The 18,098-nt window shown below is 64.0% G+C and carries 22 protein-coding genes and 1 pseudogene; 11 read left to right on the top strand and 12 right to left on the bottom strand.

Going from position 1 to position 18,098, the window contains the following annotated elements; genetic code table 11:
- The first annotated feature begins 139 nt into the window (after window positions 1-139).
- A complete protein-coding gene (rpmE, locus tag ACLI1C_RS17895; RefSeq protein ID WP_411398910.1) occupies window positions 140-361 on the top strand; it encodes a 50S ribosomal protein L31 in 222 nt (73 codons plus the stop codon).
- 151 nt (window positions 362-512) lie between these two features.
- Here rpmE and ACLI1C_RS17890 read toward each other — a convergent pair whose 3' ends face one another.
- Window positions 513-1,019 carry a DUF1465 family protein gene (locus ACLI1C_RS17890; RefSeq protein ID WP_411399076.1) on the bottom strand — a complete coding sequence of 169 codons (507 nt, stop codon included), beginning with the start codon at window positions 1,017-1,019 and terminating at the stop codon, window positions 513-515.
- 452 nt (window positions 1,020-1,471) lie between these two features.
- Between ACLI1C_RS17890 and ACLI1C_RS17885 the strand changes: the two genes are divergently transcribed.
- Window positions 1,472-1,660: a hypothetical protein gene (locus tag ACLI1C_RS17885; protein WP_411398909.1), complete on the top strand. Its 189-nt coding sequence runs from the start codon at window positions 1,472-1,474 to the stop codon at window positions 1,658-1,660.
- Here ACLI1C_RS17885 and ACLI1C_RS17880 read toward each other — a convergent pair.
- Entirely contained in the window at window positions 1,657-1,839 is a 183-nt protein-coding gene (locus ACLI1C_RS17880; protein WP_411398908.1) for a DUF1192 domain-containing protein, read from the bottom strand. The two genes, ACLI1C_RS17885 and ACLI1C_RS17880, sit on opposite strands and share 4 nt — an antisense overlap.
- Window positions 1,840-1,921: 82 nt before the next feature.
- Here ACLI1C_RS17880 and ACLI1C_RS17875 point away from each other — a divergent pair, with 82 nt between their 5' ends.
- From ACLI1C_RS17875 to ACLI1C_RS17860, 4 genes are all read left to right on the top strand, one after another.
- A complete protein-coding gene (locus tag ACLI1C_RS17875) occupies window positions 1,922-2,935 on the top strand; it encodes an NAD(P)H-quinone oxidoreductase (protein ID WP_411398907.1) in 1,014 nt (337 codons plus the stop codon).
- A gap of 144 nt (window positions 2,936-3,079) precedes the next feature.
- Complete coding sequence (locus tag ACLI1C_RS17870; RefSeq protein WP_411398906.1) at window positions 3,080-3,808, top strand: DUF1013 domain-containing protein; 729 nt, start codon at window positions 3,080-3,082, stop codon at window positions 3,806-3,808.
- A gap of 24 nt (window positions 3,809-3,832) precedes the next feature.
- A complete protein-coding gene (locus ACLI1C_RS17865) occupies window positions 3,833-5,677 on the top strand; it encodes a monovalent cation:proton antiporter-2 (CPA2) family protein (RefSeq protein WP_411398905.1) in 1,845 nt (614 codons plus the stop codon).
- Between the two features lie 23 nt (window positions 5,678-5,700).
- Window positions 5,701-6,468 carry a sulfite exporter TauE/SafE family protein gene (locus ACLI1C_RS17860; RefSeq protein WP_411398904.1) on the top strand — a complete coding sequence of 256 codons (768 nt, stop codon included), beginning with the start codon at window positions 5,701-5,703 and terminating at the stop codon, window positions 6,466-6,468.
- A 94-nt stretch (window positions 6,469-6,562) separates the two neighbouring features.
- On the opposite strand, the gene ACLI1C_RS17855 is transcribed toward ACLI1C_RS17860, so the two are convergent.
- Complete coding sequence (locus tag ACLI1C_RS17855) at window positions 6,563-6,736, bottom strand: YdcH family protein (RefSeq protein ID WP_411398903.1); 174 nt, start codon at window positions 6,734-6,736, stop codon at window positions 6,563-6,565.
- A gap of 157 nt (window positions 6,737-6,893) precedes the next feature.
- Between ACLI1C_RS17855 and ACLI1C_RS17850 the strand changes: the two genes are divergently transcribed.
- From ACLI1C_RS17850 to ACLI1C_RS17840, 3 genes are all read left to right on the top strand, one after another.
- Window positions 6,894-7,109: a YdcH family protein gene (locus ACLI1C_RS17850; RefSeq protein WP_295886717.1), complete on the top strand. Its 216-nt coding sequence runs from the start codon at window positions 6,894-6,896 to the stop codon at window positions 7,107-7,109.
- Window positions 7,110-7,185: 76 nt separating this feature from the next.
- Entirely contained in the window at window positions 7,186-7,680 is a 495-nt protein-coding gene (purE, locus tag ACLI1C_RS17845; RefSeq protein WP_411398902.1) for a 5-(carboxyamino)imidazole ribonucleotide mutase, read from the top strand.
- 3 nt (window positions 7,681-7,683) lie between these two features.
- Complete coding sequence (locus ACLI1C_RS17840) at window positions 7,684-8,772, top strand: 5-(carboxyamino)imidazole ribonucleotide synthase (protein ID WP_411398901.1); 1,089 nt, start codon at window positions 7,684-7,686, stop codon at window positions 8,770-8,772.
- A 39-nt stretch (window positions 8,773-8,811) separates the two neighbouring features.
- Here ACLI1C_RS17840 and ACLI1C_RS17835 read toward each other — a convergent pair whose 3' ends face one another.
- Window positions 8,812-9,498 carry an alpha/beta fold hydrolase gene (locus ACLI1C_RS17835; protein WP_411398900.1) on the bottom strand — a complete coding sequence of 229 codons (687 nt, stop codon included), beginning with the start codon at window positions 9,496-9,498 and terminating at the stop codon, window positions 8,812-8,814.
- A 234-nt stretch (window positions 9,499-9,732) separates the two neighbouring features.
- On the opposite strand from ACLI1C_RS17835, the gene rpsU reads away from it, so the two are divergent.
- Window positions 9,733-10,005 (top strand): 30S ribosomal protein S21, encoded by a 273-nt coding sequence (gene rpsU, locus ACLI1C_RS17830; RefSeq protein WP_411398899.1) that lies wholly within the window; start codon window positions 9,733-9,735, stop codon window positions 10,003-10,005.
- A 70-nt stretch (window positions 10,006-10,075) separates the two neighbouring features.
- Here the strand turns inward: rpsU and ACLI1C_RS17825 are convergent, their stop codons facing one another.
- The 3 genes from ACLI1C_RS17825 to ACLI1C_RS17815 form a co-directional block, all read right to left on the bottom strand.
- Window positions 10,076-10,885 (bottom strand): alpha/beta hydrolase, encoded by an 810-nt coding sequence (locus ACLI1C_RS17825; RefSeq protein WP_411398898.1) that lies wholly within the window; start codon window positions 10,883-10,885, stop codon window positions 10,076-10,078.
- An 81-nt stretch (window positions 10,886-10,966) separates the two neighbouring features.
- The gene (locus ACLI1C_RS17820) at window positions 10,967-11,605 is read right to left on the bottom strand and encodes a DsbA family oxidoreductase (protein ID WP_411398897.1); all 639 of its coding nucleotides are present in this window, start codon (window positions 11,603-11,605) and stop codon (window positions 10,967-10,969) included.
- A 68-nt stretch (window positions 11,606-11,673) separates the two neighbouring features.
- Window positions 11,674-12,216, bottom strand: a complete 543-nt coding sequence (locus ACLI1C_RS17815; protein WP_411398896.1) for a hypothetical protein — start codon at window positions 12,214-12,216, stop codon at window positions 11,674-11,676.
- 131 nt (window positions 12,217-12,347) lie between these two features.
- Here ACLI1C_RS17815 and ACLI1C_RS17810 point away from each other — a divergent pair, with 131 nt between their 5' ends.
- Complete coding sequence (locus ACLI1C_RS17810) at window positions 12,348-12,554, top strand: SlyX family protein (RefSeq protein WP_411398895.1); 207 nt, start codon at window positions 12,348-12,350, stop codon at window positions 12,552-12,554.
- 45 nt (window positions 12,555-12,599) lie between these two features.
- Here ACLI1C_RS17810 and ACLI1C_RS17805 read toward each other — a convergent pair whose 3' ends face one another.
- From ACLI1C_RS17805 to ACLI1C_RS17785, 5 genes and pseudogenes are all read right to left on the bottom strand, one after another.
- Complete coding sequence (locus ACLI1C_RS17805; protein ID WP_411398894.1) at window positions 12,600-14,006, bottom strand: NAD(P)(+) transhydrogenase (Re/Si-specific) subunit beta; 1,407 nt, start codon at window positions 14,004-14,006, stop codon at window positions 12,600-12,602.
- Window positions 14,007-14,010: 4 nt separating this feature from the next.
- Window positions 14,011-14,373: a proton-translocating transhydrogenase family protein gene (locus tag ACLI1C_RS17800; RefSeq protein ID WP_411398893.1), complete on the bottom strand. Its 363-nt coding sequence runs from the start codon at window positions 14,371-14,373 to the stop codon at window positions 14,011-14,013.
- Window positions 14,374-14,694: 321 nt separating this feature from the next.
- A pseudogene (locus tag ACLI1C_RS17795) lies at window positions 14,695-15,975 on the bottom strand (Re/Si-specific NAD(P)(+) transhydrogenase subunit alpha); the annotation flags it as partial.
- Window positions 15,976-16,039: 64 nt separating this feature from the next.
- Complete coding sequence (locus ACLI1C_RS17790; RefSeq protein WP_411398892.1) at window positions 16,040-16,207, bottom strand: aa3-type cytochrome c oxidase subunit IV; 168 nt, start codon at window positions 16,205-16,207, stop codon at window positions 16,040-16,042.
- Between the two features lie 54 nt (window positions 16,208-16,261).
- A complete protein-coding gene (locus ACLI1C_RS17785) occupies window positions 16,262-18,064 on the bottom strand; it encodes a M3 family oligoendopeptidase (protein ID WP_411398891.1) in 1,803 nt (600 codons plus the stop codon).
- Window positions 18,065-18,098: the final 34 nt, after the last annotated feature.

Below are 18,098 nucleotides of genomic sequence, written 5' to 3'. Positions count from 1 at the left end.
AGCGGCAACCGCTTTGTCTGGCGTGAAATTGCCGCGCCCGCGCCCTTGCGGAATGCCCGGCCTTTCTGTATGAAGCCGCCAACACCAGTTTAGATGCTCTCCGGGCGCCACGGCGCCCGTTTGATTTGAGGCGACACCGATGAAGGCAGATACCCATCCGGACTACCACATGATCACCGTGGTAATGACCGACGGCACCAAGTACGAGACCCGTTCGACCTACGGCAAGGCCGGCGATACGCTGCAGCTCGACATCGATCCCAACACGCACCCGGCCTGGACCGGCGGCACGGGCCAGCTGCTCGACCGCGGCGGCCGCGTCTCGCGCTTCAAGGAGCGCTTCAAGGGCCTCGGTCTCTAGGACCAGTCCTGATCGTAATTCGAAGAGCCCGGCCATCGAGCCGGGCTTTTTGTTGTCGCGCCTCAGCAAATTGCCACGACCTCGTCCGTCAACAGGCTCAGGTTGAGGGGCTACTGGGGGTTGAGTAGGGTGTGGTCAAGCCACGAATGCCCTAGCGCCCGAAGGCCGCCTTGAGCCGTGCCAGCTGGTCGGCGATGCCGTTGGCGGTGCCGGGGTCGAGCTCAGGCATCTTGCCGCGTTCCAGCGTGTCGAACTGCATCACCCGATCGAACAGCCGGTCGCCCTTGTCGATATAGCGACGCAGCGTCTCGGGAAGCTGGTCATAGCCCGGCCCGCCACGTTCCGATGGCGTGGCCGAGAACTTGACCTTCTCCTTCTCGGAGCGGGCATTTTCCTTGGTGATCTCGCCTTCGTTGACCGCCCGCTGCAGCAGCAGCCAGGAGGCCAGCTGCATCAGGCGTGTGGTCAGGCGCATGGATTCGGTGGCGTAGAGAAACGAGGCTTCGCGCGACAGGATGCGGCTATCGGCGCGGCCCTCGGCATCGAGATAGGTCGCGACCTCTTCGATCAGGCCCATGCCCTCGCGATAGAGCACGTCAAAGCCCCCCGACGCCACGATGCGCGGCCCGATGGCAATCGCCGGTCCCGTTTCTTTCACATCGCTCAAGCCGTGGCTCCTCTCATGCGCGCCATGGTAGGCGCAAACCGGTGGGGCGTCATCCCTCGGGGTCAATCAAGCTGAAAAGAGCTTTAAGAACAGGGCCGTACGATGGCAGCAGACGCCCAAAAAGAAAAAAGAGCGGCACGAAACCGCTCTCGAAGTTAACAGGGAGGCGTCAAACAGAGGGAGAAACCACTCTGCAAAATCCAGAACAATCTGAATAATCCAAGGTTACCGGGAACAGATTAATTGCACGTTAACAGCACTCGATTTCTTAACCCTGCCGGTTGCCGAATCGTTGACTGCAAGGACCGCCCGGTTCACCGCAAACCAGCTTGAATGGTCCTGCGGCACCCGGTGAATGAAACATGAATGCGTCGTTCCAATCTCATGCAGATGCCGTGGTGTCTCATCCCGCCATGGCAGCATGCCAAACGGGAGAGGAAACGATGACCACACTGTCTGCTGGAGCCGCCGCCGGCCTGCTTGTCGCGCTCATGGTGATATCCACCACCGACGGCCACGAGGGCGGTCCCATGCCCGCCGCCAGAAAGGCTGACCGCCTCCTGCACCCCGGAGAGGCGCGCGGCTTCAATCCCCAGCCTGATCCGCCCGTCCAAGCACCTGCGCAGCGCTAGAGCTTGAAGGCCGATTCGGCGGCCTTGCGCGTCGCGTCCCGCGCCGCGATGGCAGCCTTGAGCCGCGCAATCTCGGCCTCCAGCAGGCCGATGCGCTCAGCCAGTTCCTCCACCGATATGGTGTCGATGGACATGCCCACTTCATGGCCTTTGGGCTTTTTGATTTCCTCGTCGAACATGGAAAGCCTCCTTCGCCAGCTTTGCGCACCAGCTTAGCCGCAAAGGCTTGCGGAGCAAATCGGCATCAGCCAGCATGGCGGCATGACCCTGCCCGCAGACATGAATGCCATTGTCATCGCCCGCCCAGGTGGCCCGGAGGAACTGGAACTCCAGCGCTACCCCCTGCCCGCCTGCCGCGATGGCGAGATGCTGATCCGCATTGCCGCCGCCGGCGTCAACGGCCCCGACCTGGCGCAGCGCCGCGGGCATTACGACCCCCCGCCTGACGCCTCGCCCCTGCCGGGGCTGGAAGTGGCCGGTGAAATCGCCGCGCTCGGCCAAGGCGTAGCCGGTTGGCAGCAGGGCGACCGGGTCATGGCGCTGACCAATGGCGGTGGCTATGCCGAGTATGTCGCCGTGCCGGCCGGTCAGGTCCTGCTCGTGCCCGACAACTGGACATTGCGGGAAGCGGCGGCCCTGCCGGAAACCTGGTTCACCGTCACCCAGACCCTGGTGATGCGCGCCGGGCTCGAGCCGGGCATGACGGTTCTGGTCCATGGCGCAGCTGGTGGCATCGGCGGCGCGGCCATCCAGATCGCGACCATATTGGGGGCCAGCGCCATCGCCGTGGTCTCTTCCCCCGCCAAGGCGGACTATGCCCGCCGTCTCGGCGCCATCGCCACCATCGACTATACCCGTGAGGATATCGTCGCCCGCGCCCTTGCGCTGACGGGCGGCACCGGCGTGGACCGCGTCCTCGACATCATTGGCGGGCTGATGGCCGAGCGCAATATTGCCGCCTCTGCGCGGGGCGGCCACATCGTGCAGGTCTCGACGCTCGATGGCGCCTCTGCCAGCATCTCGCTGCGCGCCATCATGGCAAAGCAGCTGACACTGTCGGGCTCGACGCTGCGACCGCAGACGCCGGCCACCAAGGCCGCCATCGCCGACCGCATCCACGCCGACCTGCTGCCCGCCCTGTCGCGGCCCGGCTTCGTCAAATCGGCCGTAACCAGCTTCCCGCTGGAGGCAGCGGCGCAGGCCCACCGCGCCATGGAGGCGCGCAGCCATGTCGGCAAGATCGTGCTGGAGACCGCGTTCGGGGCGGAGCGATAACGGATACGCGGTGAGCAACCACCCACATTGTCATTGCGGATCGGCCCTCAAAGCCATATATTACAGACTGTTCCCCCTCAGCATGAAGCAAAGAGGCGGAGCGGCCCGGTGGAAAACCGGCCGCGCCTGCAGGAGAGATTTACCATGACCCAGCCCCTGTTGATGCCCAAGGCGACCGCTGTCTGGCTCGTCGACAACACTGCGCTGTCGTTCGAGCAGATCGCCGCCTTCTGCACGCTGCACCCCCTTGAAGTCCAGGGTATCGCCGATGGCGATGTCGCCGGCGGCATCATGGGTGCCAATCCGATCCAGAACGGGCAATTGACCCGCGAGGAGATCGAAAAGGCCGAGGCCGATCCCGAATACCGCATGAAGCTGAGCGAGCCCAAGGTTCGCGTCGCCGCGGCCAAGCGCAAGGGTCCGCGCTACACGCCCATTTCGCGCCGCAACGAGCGCCCCAATGCCATCAAGTGGCTGGTGCGCAACCATCCCGAGCTCAAGGACGCCCAGATCATGCGCCTGGTCGGCACCACCAAGTCGACCATCGATTCGGTGCGTGAATCCACCCACTGGAACTCGGCAAACCTGGCCGCCATGGACCCGGTGACGCTGGGCCTCTGCAGCCAGATCGACCTCGACCTCGAGGTCAAGCGCGCCTCCAAGGGCTCGACCGGTCCCGATGAGGCCGAAGAAGGCACCATGCTGATGACGGCGGAGGAAGCCCTGGCCCGCTCCGGTGGCCGCGGCCATGCCGAAGGCGAAGAAAACGAATTCGCCGCCAATGACCACCGCCCCGAACAGGCACAGGACGATTTCGACGCGGACTCGGTCTTCGCCAAGCTCAAGTCCGTCAAGAGCGACACCGACAACTAGAAACGGCGCCAGCAGGAGCATTCGTTGGAAAACAACCTCCTGCTGGCTATTTTCGTTCTTCTGGCAGCCAGCGTCGCGCTGGTGCCGCTTGCCAAGGCCGCCGGCCTTGGCACCGTGCTGGGCTATCTCGCCGCGGGCGTGCTGATCGGCCCCTATGGGCTGGGCCTGGTTTCCGACAGCGAGCTGATCCACCAGATCGCCGATTTCGGCATTGTCATGATGCTGTTTCTCATCGGCCTCGACCTGCAGCCCACCGAACTCTGGCGCATGCGCAACAAGGTGCTTGGTCTGGGCGTGACCCAGATGCTGGCCACCTCGACCATCATCGCGCTGGCGCTGCTGGCCACCGGCTTTGCACCCGGGGTCGCCGCGATCATCGGCATGGCGCTGTCCATGTCTTCCACCGCCATTGCCATGCAATCGGCCCAGCAGCGCGACATCACCCGCACCGATGCTGGGCGCGCCAGCCTTGCCGTGCTGCTGGTGCAGGATGTGTCGGTCATTCCCATCCTGGCGGCGGTGCCCCTGCTCGCCATGTCGATTGTCGCGCTCGACATCGAGGTGGCCGAGGCCGTCGAGGCCATGGCCAATCCGCTCGACTGGATAACCCCGCTCATCATCATCGGCGCCTTCATCGCCGCCGTGGTGGCAGGCCGCTACCTGGTGCGGCCGCTGCTGGGCTTCGTCGCCCGCACGGGCGTGCGCGAGGCCTTCACGGCGCTGGGCCTGGCCATGGTGGCCGGGGCGGCGCTGCTGGCTCAGGCGCAGGGCTTCTCGCCGGCCCTGGGCGCCTTTATCGGCGGGGTACTGCTGGCCGACAGCGAATATCGGCACGAAATCGAGAGCAATCTGGAGCCTTTCAAGGGCCTCCTGCTCGGGCTGTTCTTTATTTCGGTAGGCATGTCGATTGCCTTCGACGTGCTGTGGTCCGAGCCGGTCCGGCTCGTGGCGCTGGTTATCGGCTTCGTCGGCATCAAGATCGCGGTTCTCTTCACCCTCACCAGCATCTTCCGCATGCATCTGGCCGATCGGCTGCTGGTCGCCATCCTGCTGAGCCAGGCCGGCGAATTCGCCTTTGTCATCTTCCAGTTCGCCGAGCGCGCCGGCGCCATGACCAGCCAGGACCATGCCCTGCTGGCAGTAGCGGTGGCGCTGTCGATGGCCACGACGCCGCTTCTGCTGCTGGCCTTCGACCGGCTGGTTGCACCGCGCATCGATGCCCGCAAGCAGGCCAAGGCGCATGACCCGATCGACGAGCACCGCAATATCGTCGTGCTCGGCTATGGCCGCTTCGGCCAGATCATCACCCGAATGCTGCGCAGCCAGGGCTTCGAGATGACGCTGATCGACGATGATCCGGCCCAGATCGAGCTGGTGCGCAAATTCGGCGTCAAGGTCTTCTATGGCGACGCATCCCGGCTGGGCCTGCTGCATGCCGCCGGCGTGGCACGGGCCGATCTCGTCGTAATCGCCGTGGGCGGCCATTCGCGCATTCTCGACATTGCGCGGACCCTGCGCCGGCATTTCCCCGATGTCCCGGTCGCCTCGCGCGCCATCGACCGGGGCCATGCCCATGAGCTGATGGCGCTGGGCGTCGAGATCTTCGAGCGCGAGACCTTCCTGTCGGCGGTGAGCCTGGGCGCCAAGGTGCTGACCCAGCTCGGCATCGCGCCTATCGACGCCATGCACATGGCCCAGGCCTTCGAGCGCCACGACAACAAGCTGCTCGAGGAGAGCTTTGCCGTGCGCAACGACGATGCAGCCTATCTGGGCATGGTGCGCGATTCCATGGGGCTGCTCGACGACGCCATGCGCGGCGACAAGCCTACCATTCCAGTTGACATTACAGTCCCGAAGCGTACCGAGTAGTACGACCCTCCCCGGACTGCCCCATGCCCATTATCGATCCCTATTTCGTCACGGTTGCCGTGATCGCCGTGCTTATCGTTGGCCTCAGCAAGGCCGGCCTGCTCGGCAGCCTCGGCATGGTCGGCGTGCCGCTGCTGACCTTGGTCATGCCCGCCCGCGACGCTGCCGGCATGATGCTGCCGGTGCTGCTGGCCATGGACGCCATCGCCATCTATGCCTATCGCAAGGAGGTGAACTGGAAGATCCTGTGGATCATGCTGCCGGGCGCCGCCATTGGCACCCTTATCGGCTGGGTGCTCTGGGCCTTCGTCTCCGATGCCGCCGTGCTGCTCTTCGTGGGCGTGGTGACGCTGCTATTCATCCTCGATGCCCTGCTGCCGCTGCGCAAGAAGCTCGAGGGCCTGCCGCCATCCCGGCCATGGGGCGCGTTCTGGGGTGGCTTTGCCGGCTTTACCAGCTTCATCAGCCATACCGGCGGCCCGCCCTTCCAGATCTACGTGCTGCCCCAGCGCCTGCCGCCAGCCCACTATTCGGGGACCTCGGCCTTCTTCTTTGCCATCGTCAACTCGGCCAAGCTGATCCCCTATTTCTTCCTGGGGCAGCTCAGCGTCGCCAACCTGACCCTGTCGGCCGCGCTGATCCCCGTCGGCATCCTCGGCGTGCTGATCGGCATCTTCATGGTCCGCCGCATCTCGATGGCGCTATTCTACCGCATCGCCTACTGGCTGGTTTTCCTGCTGGCCCTCAAGCTGATCTGGGACGGCGCCAGGGGCGTCTTCTGGGGGCTTTGAGCCGTCAGGCCCACGCCCGAATGATGGACAATAAAAAAGGGCCGCAGCACATGCTGTGACCCTTTCGTCCCGATTGGGGAATTCTGCGCCGCTTTTATTGGGTCGTCGTCGTAAACTTGTAGATTTCGTCCTTCACTTCGAGCTTCTTGCGCTTCAGCGCCGCTACCGTGAGATCGTCGTACCGGGAACTCTGCATCTCGGTCTGGATCTGGCGGTCCAACTCCTGATGGCGCCGTTCGAGCGCCGCGATATGCCCTTCAGTCGTCATGACAACTCCTTGAAAGCCTAGTGGACGACTCTGATCGTCACAAATAATTCACGACTTGTCGACTGCCTTCCCGGACCCGCTTGAAATCGGGTGCAAAACTTCCCGTGATCGGTTAACCAAGGATGACGGCCGGAGCGTGAAAGGTACGCGGGTAGAGATGCTTTCGCTCACCAAGGAACAGGAAGCCAGCCTGGGTCTGGAACTGGCAACAAAACGCCAGGAACACAGCGATCTCAACGCCGCGATCGATACGCTGACCGAGTCCCATGTCGCCGACCGCATGCTGATTCAACGCCTCAAGAAGCGCAAGCTGGCGCTCAAGGATCGCATCGTCCAACTCGAGAATATTCTGCTGCCCGATATCATCGCCTGATGGGGTTCGCCACCTTGAGTTGTGGCGAAATCTGGGCTAAATGCGCGCTTTGTGGAGCTTGAGGGACCAAGGCTCTATGCTGACCAAACCGCAAGTCGCCATCGTCATGGGCAGCCAGTCGGACTGGCCGACCATGCGCCTCGCCGCCGAGACGCTCGAAGCGCTCGAAGTCGAATATGAGGCGCGCATCGTCTCCGCCCACCGCACGCCCGAGCGCCTCGTCGAATTTGCCACCAGCGCTCGCGCCGACGGCTTCAAGGTCATCATTGCCGGCGCCGGCGGCGCAGCGCATCTGCCCGGCATGATCGCCGCCATGACGCCGCTGCCGGTCTTCGGCGTGCCGGTGAAATCCAAGGCGCTCAACGGGCAGGATAGCCTGCTCTCCATCGTGCAGATGCCCGGCGGCATTCCGGTCGGCACGCTGGCCATCGGCGAGCCGGGCGCCATCAATGCCGCCCTGATCGCCGCGGCCGTCCTGGCCCTCTCCGACGACGACCTGGCCGACCGGCTCGACTCCTACCGCGCCCGCCAGACCGCCTCCGTCCCGCTTTTTCCCGCAGATACCGAGTAGACCTTGGCTGACGACATTTCTCCGCTGCCGGCCGGCAGCACGATCGGCATTCTCGGTGGTGGCCAGCTGGGCCGCATGCTGTCTCTGGCGGCCAGCAGGCTGGGCATGCGCACCCATATTTTCTGCCCCGACCCCGATAGCCCCGCCTTCGAGGTCACCCCGCACAAGACCGTCGCCGCCTATGACGACGAAGCCGCGCTGGCAGCCTTTGCCGACGCCGTCGATGTCATCACCTATGAATTCGAGAACGTGCCGGCCGCCACCGCCGAATTCCTGGCCGCCCGCAAGCCGCTGCGCCCCGGCGCCAACGCGCTGGCCGTATCGCAGGACCGACTGGCCGAGAAGGGCTTTCTCGCCTCCAAGAACATTCCGGTCGCCCCCTATCGCGCGGTAGAGACCCTGGCCGACCTCGACGCCGCCATGGACGCGCTCGGCCTGCCTGCCGTGCTCAAGACCACCCGGCTGGGCTATGACGGCAAGGGCCAGCGCGTGATCCGCGAGCGCGCCGACGCCGCTGCCGCCTTCGCAGAGCTATCGCCCAAGCCGCTGGTGCTCGAAGCCTTCATTCCCTTCGACAAGGAAATCTCGGTTGTCGTCGCCCGCAATGTCGCCGGCGAAGTGCGCGCCTTCGATGCCGCCGAGAATGTGCATCGCCACCACATCCTCTTCACCAGCACCGTGCCGGCCGATATCGCGCCGGGGCTCGAAAAACACGCCGCCATGCTGGCCAAGGTCATCGTCGTGGCGCTAGACTATGTCGGCGTGCTTGGCGTCGAGTTCTTCGTCGTCCCCGGCGAGCGCCCGACCCTGCTGGTCAACGAGATTGCCCCGCGCGTGCACAATTCCGGCCACTGGACGGAGGCGGTCTGTCTCACCGACCAGTTCGAACAGCATATCCGCGCCGTGCTCGGCTGGCCGCTCGGCGACCCCGCCCGCATGGCCGATGTGGTGATGGAAAACCTCGTGGGTGACGAAGTGCTCACCGTCCCCACCGGCCTCGACGGCAACACCCAGCCCCATCTCTACGGCAAGACGGCAGTGCGGGCCGGGCGCAAGATGGGGCACGTCAACCGCATCGTTCGGCGCGGTTGAGGCACGACTTCACCTCGCCCATTGGGGAGAGGCGGGAAGCTACCGCGCCAGCCAGGCCTTCATCGCCTCAACGACCGCCGAGGGGTTCTCCATCGTCGGCAGATGCGCGCTGTCGGGAAAGCGCACCAGTTCAGCTCCAGCTATTCCCGCCGCCATCTCCTCGGCCAGCTCGGGCGGGGTCAGCTTGTCGCTCTCACCCACGCCCACCAGCGTCGGCACCTGGATGTCCCCCAGCGTCGGCCGGGAATCCACGCGGTTCATGATCGCCACCTGCTGGCGTATATAGGCCGCCTGCCCCACCCGCTCGGACATGGCCTGCACGTCGCCGGCGACAGGAGTCCCCATATGCTGGGGCGCGACGAGGCTGCCAAGCAGTCCTCGCGATACGCCGATGAACTTTCCCTGCCCCACCATTTCGATGCCCTTGCGCCGCGTCTCCTTGCGCGCATCGTCATCGGCCCGTGCCGAAGTATCCAACAATGCCAGATGCGTTACCCGCTCTGGCGCCTGCCGCATGATCTCGAATGCCACATAGCCGCCCATGGAAAGACCCGCCAGCGCGAATCGGGCCGGCGCCGCTGCCCGCGCCCGTTGCGCCATGGCGCCGATCGAGTCGTCCTGCCTCAGGTCGGCCACGATGGAGCGTGCATCGAGCCCGGCAATGACGTCGCGCCACAGCCGTTCGTCACAGATCAATCCCGGCAGCAGGAGCAGATCGCTTGCCATTCCGGCCCTCCCTTGGCAAAATCACCGGGCTCGACTGTTTCGCTGGAGTGCCGTCAGGGCAAGCCCGGACAGACCAAATCCGCGGTTTTTCTCGTCGGCACAGTGGACAAGCCCGGATAGCTGGGCTATAGAGCGGCCCACGGTGACTGGCTCTGCTGGTCGGCGATGGGGTCTTATGGCTCCAGAGCTCATGTCCAAACCCACATGTCTAAGCTTCGAAAGGGCGGTTGACCTTTGCAAGTAGTCGTTCGCGATAATAACGTTGATCAGGCGCTGCGCGCGCTCAAGAAGAAGTTGCAGCGCGAAGGCGTCTTCCGTGAGATGAAGCTGCGCAACTACTACGAGAAGCCCTCTGAGAAGAAGGCTCGTCAGAAGGCCGAGGCCGTTCGTCGTGCCCGCAAGCTGGCGCGCAAGCGTCTGCAGCGCGAGGGTGGCCTGCCTGCCCCGACCGCCACGGCGCGTCCCGGCCAGCCCGGCCGTCCGCCCGCAGCAATGCCGCGCACCTAGGCGCTGGAACAGCAGTTTTGAAAACGCCGTCCCTCGGGGCGGCGTTTTTGTTTGCCGGGTCGCTGGTGGCCTAGTCTGCCATCACGCGTTCAAAAAACGGCCTTGCATGGCCCCAGATGCCGCGCCGCCACAGGTCGCCATGCCCGGCCCCGGGCTCGATCCACAGCTCATCCTTGTTGGGCGCCAGGGCATGGACGCGCTCGCCATTGCTGACGCCGATGGTCACGTCGCCCGTGCCGTGCGCCACCAGCACCGGCTCGGCCACGTCGACGATCCACTCATTGACCGGAAACTGGTCCTGCATCACCCAATGGACCGGCAGATAGGGATAGCGCTCCGCCGCCACCGTCACGGCAGAGAGAAACGGCGTCTCCAGCAGCAATGCGCTGGCGTCGCGCATGCTCGCCACAAAGCTCGACGGACCCGACCCCAGCGAACGCCCCCAGATCACCAGGGGAAAGCCCTTCGCCGCCGCCCAGTCATAAACCGCGATAGCGTCTTCGAGCATACCATCCTGGGTTATGGTGCCGGGTGAAGCGGGAAAGCCGCGATAGTCGAAGGCCACAAAGCCATAGCCATCGGCCACGAACTGCTCGTAACGGATATGCTCCGCGCTGAAGCTGCCCGAATTGCCCTTGTAGTAGACGATCAGCGGCTTGCCTGCCCGCGGCGCCTGATACCAGCCATGGACCGCCCCATCGCCCACCGGGATGGCAATCTCCTCGGCGTCGCCCAGTGCGGTATCGGCCAGGGCCGTGATCGGCCCCTGGGCGTCATACTGCAGGTTGCGCTGGTTGACATACATATAGGTCACCACGCCGGCATAGAGCACGGCAACCAGAATGACGGCACTGACAAGGATACGGCGCAGCAGCTTCACGACGGGGACCTCGGGACAGATTCGGCACAAAGCCTACACGAGATGAATGGCTTTTCGTCCCCCCGTTGAGGGGCCAGAGCCCTAGAGTTCGTCGATCGTCTGGCGCAGCGCGCGCTCGAATACTTCATCCGGTTGCGCGCCGGACAGGGCATACTTCTCCCCGAACACGAAGAACGGCACGCCGCGAATACCCTGCGCGGCCGCGTCATTGGCCAGCTGCTCGGTAATCGCCAGCTCGTTCTCGTCATTCATCGCATCAAGCGCGTCACCGCGATCAAAGCCGTATTCGACCGCGATATCGGCCAGCACATTGTCGTCGTTGACCTGCCGATGCTCGAGGAAATAGGCATTGGCGATGGCATTGGCCAGTTCATGCTGGATACCCAGGGGCTTGGCCAGCCGGGTGATGGTGTGAACCTTCTTGGTCGGGAACATGCGCGGCTGCTGGCTGAGATCGAGATCTATGCCGGCCTTCTTCGCCTCGCTCTCGACGCGCTCCCACATTTCCTTGGGATCGCGGCCATATTTCTCGCGCAGCATATCTGCGACCACAACACCCTCCTCGGGCGTATTGGGATCGAGATAGAAGGGGTGGTTTTCGACGACGACGTCGACATCCTCAGGCAGCGCCGCAATGGCCTTGTCGAGGCGCGCAGAGCCCACCAGGCACCAGGGGCATACCACGTCTGTGAATACGTCGATCTTGAGAACTTTGGTCATGGGACAATCCTGTTTGTCCCTCACATGGCTTGGAAAGGCCCAGCCTGCAAGAACGCACCGCGAGGTAACTAGGCCGCAGCCTGGCTATTGGTTACCGCAAAGGGCGGCGACCAGGCCGCAGCAAAGCTCAGGCCGACAAAGGCACTAAAGCCCATCCAGGCAAGGCCCGGCGCCATGACCAGAGCCGCCTTGGCGTCCACGGCGGCCACGCGAACCATGGTTCCCAGGGCCACCACCAGCAGTGCAAAGGCGAACAGCGCCAGCATCAGCGCATCGAGCGGCATGACAAGGAAGGGGAAGGCAATAGTGCCGGCCATCAATGCGACCAGCCACCAGCCGGCCACCCGGCCCGTGGCCCCGCGCGATGCGACCATCCAGCGGGAAATACCGAACAGCGGCAGCGCCGCCAGATGTAAAGCCGCCCCGACCCAGCCGGGCAGGCCCAGCGGCGAAAAGAACATCGGCAGAACGCCTTTGAGTTCGGCAATGCCATTGGCAATGACGAATACAGCCAGCGGCAGCGCGGCGCTCAGAACGAGACCAAGAGCATTGTGCCGGTCCGCGTCGAGAACCGAAAGATACTGCTTCGATATTGCCCTGCTGGTGGCCATTACCGGCTCCCGCTCTTGCCATTGACTGGCAAATCAATGGGCTGGGCGGCAAAGGGTTCCGTTAACGTCAATCACGCTCTGCTGTGCGGGCGGCGCGTTCTGGGCTAGAACCGCGCCAAAGGATGCCCACCATGACCGACTTTGCCGAACGCCTCGAGGCGCTGGAAACCCGCATTGCCTTCCAGGACCAGACCATCGAGGAACTCAATGCCACCATCACCGCGCAGTGGCGGCAGATCGACCTGCTGACCCGCAAGCTCGAAACGGTCGAGCAGCAGGTGCGCAGCGGCGTGCATATCGCCGACCCCAGCACCGAACCGCCACCGCCGCACTACTGAAACAAAAAGGCCCGCCGAAGCGGGCCTTTCGAAGTCTCGCCGGGCCTAGTGCCCCAGCGCCTTGACGATCTCCTCGGTCATCTTCTTGGCGTCGCCGAACAGCATCATGGTGTTGTCGCGGTAGAACAGCTCGTTCTGCACGCCGGCATAGCCCGCGGCCATGCCGCGCTTGATGAACAGGACCGTGCCCGCATCTTCGACATTGAGCACGGGCATGCCATAGATGGGCGAGGTCTTGTCGGTCTTGGCCGATGGGTTGGTCACGTCATTGGCGCCGATGACGAAGGCAACGTCGGACTGGGCAAATTCCGAGTTGATGTCTTCGAGCTCGAACACTTCGTCATAGGGCACATTGGCTTCGGCCAGCAGCACGTTCATGTGCCCCGGCATGCGACCCGCCACCGGATGGATGGCATATTTGACAGTGACGCCTTCCGCCTTGAGCAGATCGGCCATTTCGCGCAAAGCGTGCTGGGCCTGCGCCACCGCCATGCCATAGCCGGGCACGATGATGACCTTGCTCGCATTCTTCATCAGGAAGGCCGCATCATCGGCCGCACCCTGCTTGACCGGACGATCATCCTCGCCGGCTGCAGCCGCCGAAGCGCTGTCGCCGCCAAAGCCGCCCAGGATCACCGAGATGAAGCTGCGGTTCATGGCCTTGCACATGATGTAGCTGAGGATCGCGCCCGACGAGCCCACCAGGGCGCCGGTGATGATCAGCGCCGTATTGCCCAGCGTGAAACCAATGCCCGCCGCCGCCCAGCCCGAATAGGAATTGAGCATGGAGACAACCACCGGCATGTCGGCGCCGCCGATCGGGATGATCATCAGCCCGCCTAGCGCCAGCGCCAGCAGGGTGATGGCCCAGAACAGCCAGGGGTCGGCCGAGACCGTAAAGGCCCAAACCAGCAGCACGATGGCCACGCCCATCACGATATGGATGGCATGGCGCGCCGGCAGCAGGATCGGCTTGCCGCTCATATTGCCGTTGAGCTTGGCAAAGGCGATGACCGAGCCGGTGAAGGTGAAGGCGCCAATGGCCGTACCAATGCTCATCTCGATCAGCGCCTGGGCATGGATGTCGCCCGGAATGCCGATGCCGAAGGCCTCGGGGGCATAGAGCGCCGCCGCCGCCACGAACACTGCCGCAAGGCCGACCAGCGAGTGGAAAGCCGCAACGAGCTGCGGCATGTCGGTCATCTTGACCGTGCGGGCCATATAGGCGCCGATGCCGCCACCAAGGCCGATGCCACCGATGATCAACACCCAGCTGACCCAGTCCGACGGCGCCGCGACCGCCAGCGTGGTGACGATGGCAATGCCCATGCCCACCATGCCAAACGTATTGCCCTGGCGCGAGGATCTGGGGCTGGAGAGTCCGCGCAGGGCGAGAATGAACAGCACGCCCGAGACGAGATAGAGAAGGGCTGCAATATCTGCAGAGATCATCGGCTCAACCCTTCTTCTTGTACATGGCCAGCATGCGCTGGGTGACGAGGAACCCGCCAAAGATGTTCACGCTGGCAAAGACCAGGGCGATGAAGCCGAAGGCCTTGGAAACCCAGTTGCCGTCGGCCGCCAGCTGCACGCCCACGGCGAGCAGGGCACCCACCACGATTACCGAGGAGATCGCATTGGTGACGCTCATCAGCGGGGTATGCAGCGCCGGGGTCACCGACCACACGACGAAATAGCCCACGAAAATGGCCAGCACGAAGATGGCCAGGCGGAAGGTGAAGGGGTCGATAGCCCCGCCAATGGCCGCATGTGCCGCCGCGGCGATCACATCGGCGGTCTGTTCTGCCGTCGCTTCCATTTACTTGGCTCCCTTGGGTGCTGCAGGCTTTTTGGCGGCGGCAGGCTTCTTTTCTGCTGCCGGTTTGCTGGCAGCAGGCTTGGCTTCTGCTGGCGCTTTGCTTGCTTCAGGCTTGGCGGTTGCTGCCGGTTTGGCGGCGGAGGGCTTCTTCACCGCTGCCGGCTTCTTGACCGGGGCGGACGCGGCCTTGGCCGCCGTATCCATGACCGCGGTCGCCTTCCTGGTGGCAGCGCGCTTGGCCGGCGTCGCAGGGGCCTCGGCAGCCGCGGGAACGGACTGTTCCACACCTTCGGCGGCCTTGTTGGGCGTGTCGGCCATTGCGGCTATGACGGCCGGCTTGGCCGCGGCTGCCTTCTTGGCCGGAGCGGCCTTGCTCGCACCCGTCTTGGCCGGCGCGGCCTTGGCTTCGACAGTCTTGGCCGCAGCCTTCGGCGCCGCCTTGGCGACGGCGACCGGCTTGGCCTCGACGGCCGGAGCCGCGAAATTCGGATGCACCACCTGGCCGTCGCGCGTCAGCACGGTCGCCTTGACCAGCTCGTCATCCCAGTTGATGGCGAGCTTCTTTTCCTTGGCGTCGATCAGCGTCGTGACGAAAGCCAGGAGGTTGCGGGCATAGAGCTGGCTGGCCGTGGTCGGGATGCGACCCTGCACATTGGTGTAGCCGATGATCTTGACGCCGTTGTGCTCGATGACCTTGCCGGGCACCGTGAGCTCGACATTGCCGCCGCGCTCGGCGGCCAGATCGACGATCACCGAACCCGGCGCCATCGAATCGACCATCGCTTTGGTGATCAGCCGCGGCGCCGGACGCCCCGGGATCAGCGCGGTGGTGATGACGATGTCCTGCTTGGCGATATGGGTTGCGGTGAGCTCGGCCTGCTTGGCCTGGTATTCGGCGCTCATCTGCTTGGCATAGCCGCCGGCCGTTTCGGCCTGCTTGAACTCGTCGTCCTCGACGGCAATGAACTTGCCGCCCAATGACTCGACCTGTTCCTTGGCGGCTGGACGCACGTCGGTCGCCGACACCACGGCGCCGAGGCGCTTGGCGGTGGCAATGGCCTGGAGGCCCGCAACGCCCGCGCCCATGACGAAGGCCTTGGCCGGACGCACCGTGCCGGCGGCCGTCATCATCATCGGCAGGGCGCGGTCGAATTCCGCCGCCGCCTCGATGACACCCTGATAGCCAGCAAGATTGGCCTGGCTGGAGAGGATATCCATCACCTGCGCGCGGGTGATGCGCGGCATGAATTCCATGCTGACAGCGGTGACACCGGCCTTGGCGAGCGCCGCCACATCCTTGTCATTGCCATAGGGATCCAGCGCACCGATCACCAGCGCGCCCTTGGCGACGCCACCGAGCGAAGCCGCCGTCGGCCGCCGCACGGTCAAGACGACCTCGGCACCCTTGAGCGCCGCATCGGCGCTGGCTGCAATCGTGGCGCCGGCCGCCGTATATTCCTTGTCGAGGATGCGCGAGCCGAGCCCGGCACCTTTTTCCACCGCAACGCTGGCGCCGAGCGCAATCAGCTTGCCGACCGTTTCGGGGGTGGCCGCAACGCGGTTTTCTCCCTCGACACGTTCGCGGACGATCGCAATTTTCATGAATGTCTCCTGCCCGCCTGCCCGACGGACAGGCTCGGTTCAAATGCCTGTATGCGCTGGATGATCAGGGATTGATCAGAAAATAGAGGATGACCACGGAGACAGCCAGAGCGATGATGCTCCACTTCACGGCAGTGAGGAAGCCGTTGTAGGTGGCTTCGTGCTGGGCATAATCCATCGGCGATTCAACCTGCAATTCGGCGTGGTGTTCGGGGCGGTGCTTAGTGGCCATGTCGTCCTCGTTAGTCCAGTCGTCATAAAGTCTGAGAACCGAAAGTCGCGCCCCTCAGGGTGAGGTCGCTTCCAGCTCGTCGATCAGCCCCTCGATCATGGAAAGGCCAAGCGACCAGAATTGGGGGTCCTTGGCGTCCAGTCCGAACGGCGCCAACAGCTCGGAATGGTGCTTGCTTCCCCCGGCCTTTAGCAGCTCGAAATAGCGCTCCGCAAAGCCCTCATTGGCTTTCTCATACTGTGCGTAGAGCGAGTTCACAAGACAGTCGCCGAAGGCATAGGCATAGACATAGAAGGGCGAGTGGATGAAGTGCGGGATATAGGCCCAGAAGATGTCATAGCCTTCATTGGCGATGATCGCGTCACCCAGCGATTCCTGCTGCACATCGAGCCAGATCTGGTTGATCTCTTCGGTCTTGAGCTCGCCCTGCCGACGCGCCGTGTGGACCCGCCGCTCGAAGGTGTAGAACGCGATCTGCCGCACCACTGTATTGAGCATGTCCTCGACCTTGCTCGACAGCAGGGCAAAGCGCTGCCTGGGATCGGTGGTATTGTTGAGCAGGTGCCGGAAGGTCAGCATCTCGCCGAAGACCGATGCCGTCTCGGCCAGCGTCAGCGGCGTATTGGCCAGGATCGGCCCCTGCGCCGCCGCCAGCCGCTGATGCACGCCATGGCCCAGCTCATGCGCCAGCGTCATGATATCGCGCGAGCGCCCGAGATAGTTGAGCATCAGATAGGGATGCGCGCTCGGCACGGTGGGGTGGGCAAAGGCGCCTGACAGCTTGCCGTCGCCGGTCGGCGCATCGATCCAGCCGCTGTCGAAGAAGGGCGCGGCCACTTCCGCCAGTTGCGGCGAGAACTTGCCATAGGCCTCCATCACGGTCGACTTGGCGCTCTCCCAGTCCCAGGTCCGCTCGTCGCTGGTCGGCAGCGGCGCATTGCGGTCCCAGGCATTGAGCTTGTCCTTGCCGAACCACTTGGCCTTCATCCGGTAGTAGCGGTGGCTGAGCCGCGGATAGGCTTCCTGTACCGCCTCCTGCAGCGCATCGACCACTTCGCGCTCGACCGAATTGGCCATGTGGCGGCTGTCGGCAATGTCCTGATAGCCACGCCAGCGGTCGGAGATTTCCTTGTCCTTGGCCAGCACATTGGTGATGTGGGTGAAAAGACGGCTATTGGCCTTGAGCGTCTTGCCCAGCGCCTTGAACGCCGCTTCGCGCTTGGTCTCGTCCTTCTCGGACAGCAGATGGAGCGTGGACTCCATGTTGAGCGTCTCGCCATCAACCTCGAATTCGAGGCTGCTGAGCGTCTCGTCGAACAGCCTGTTCCAGGCCGAATAGGCCGTGGTCGACTTGTCGTGGAACAGCTCTTCGAGCTTGTCATCGAGCTGATAGGGCTTGGCCTTGCGCAGCTCGGCAAACCAGGTGCGATAGCGCGCCAGTTCCGCATCGCCGGCAAAGGCTGCTTCGAGATCGGCATCCTCGATGCGGTTCAGTTCCAGTTCGAAAAACAGGGTTCGGGTTGAGAGGTTGGTCAGCGCCTCATTGGTATCGCCCATGAACTTGGCGCGGTCGGGATCGGTCGATTTCTGCGCATATTGCAGGAAGGCAAACGAGCCGATACGGCCGCTGAGATCGCCCAGCGCCTCACTGTCCTTGATCGCCGCGATCAGCTTGCCAGCCCTGGTCAGCTCGACCAGCTTGCCCTTGTAGGTCGCCTCGAACGTCGCGGCGTCGGCCTTGGCCTTTTCAAGGTCCGCCTTGAACTCGGCGCTGTCACGACCGGGATAGAGATCGGACAGGTCCCATACCGGCAGGTTGCCGAGCTGGTTGTGGCCTTTCTGGGCGGCGGCGGTCATGGCGGTTCTCCGGCTGGTCCAATTGCGGGCGGAC

It is taken from the genome of Devosia sp. XGJD_8, from assembly GCF_046614475.1.
Taxonomy (GTDB): domain Bacteria; phylum Pseudomonadota; class Alphaproteobacteria; order Rhizobiales; family Devosiaceae; genus Devosia.
The sequence above is the reverse complement of the archived record's forward strand: the minus strand, read 5'-3'. Positions and strand labels throughout refer to the sequence as shown.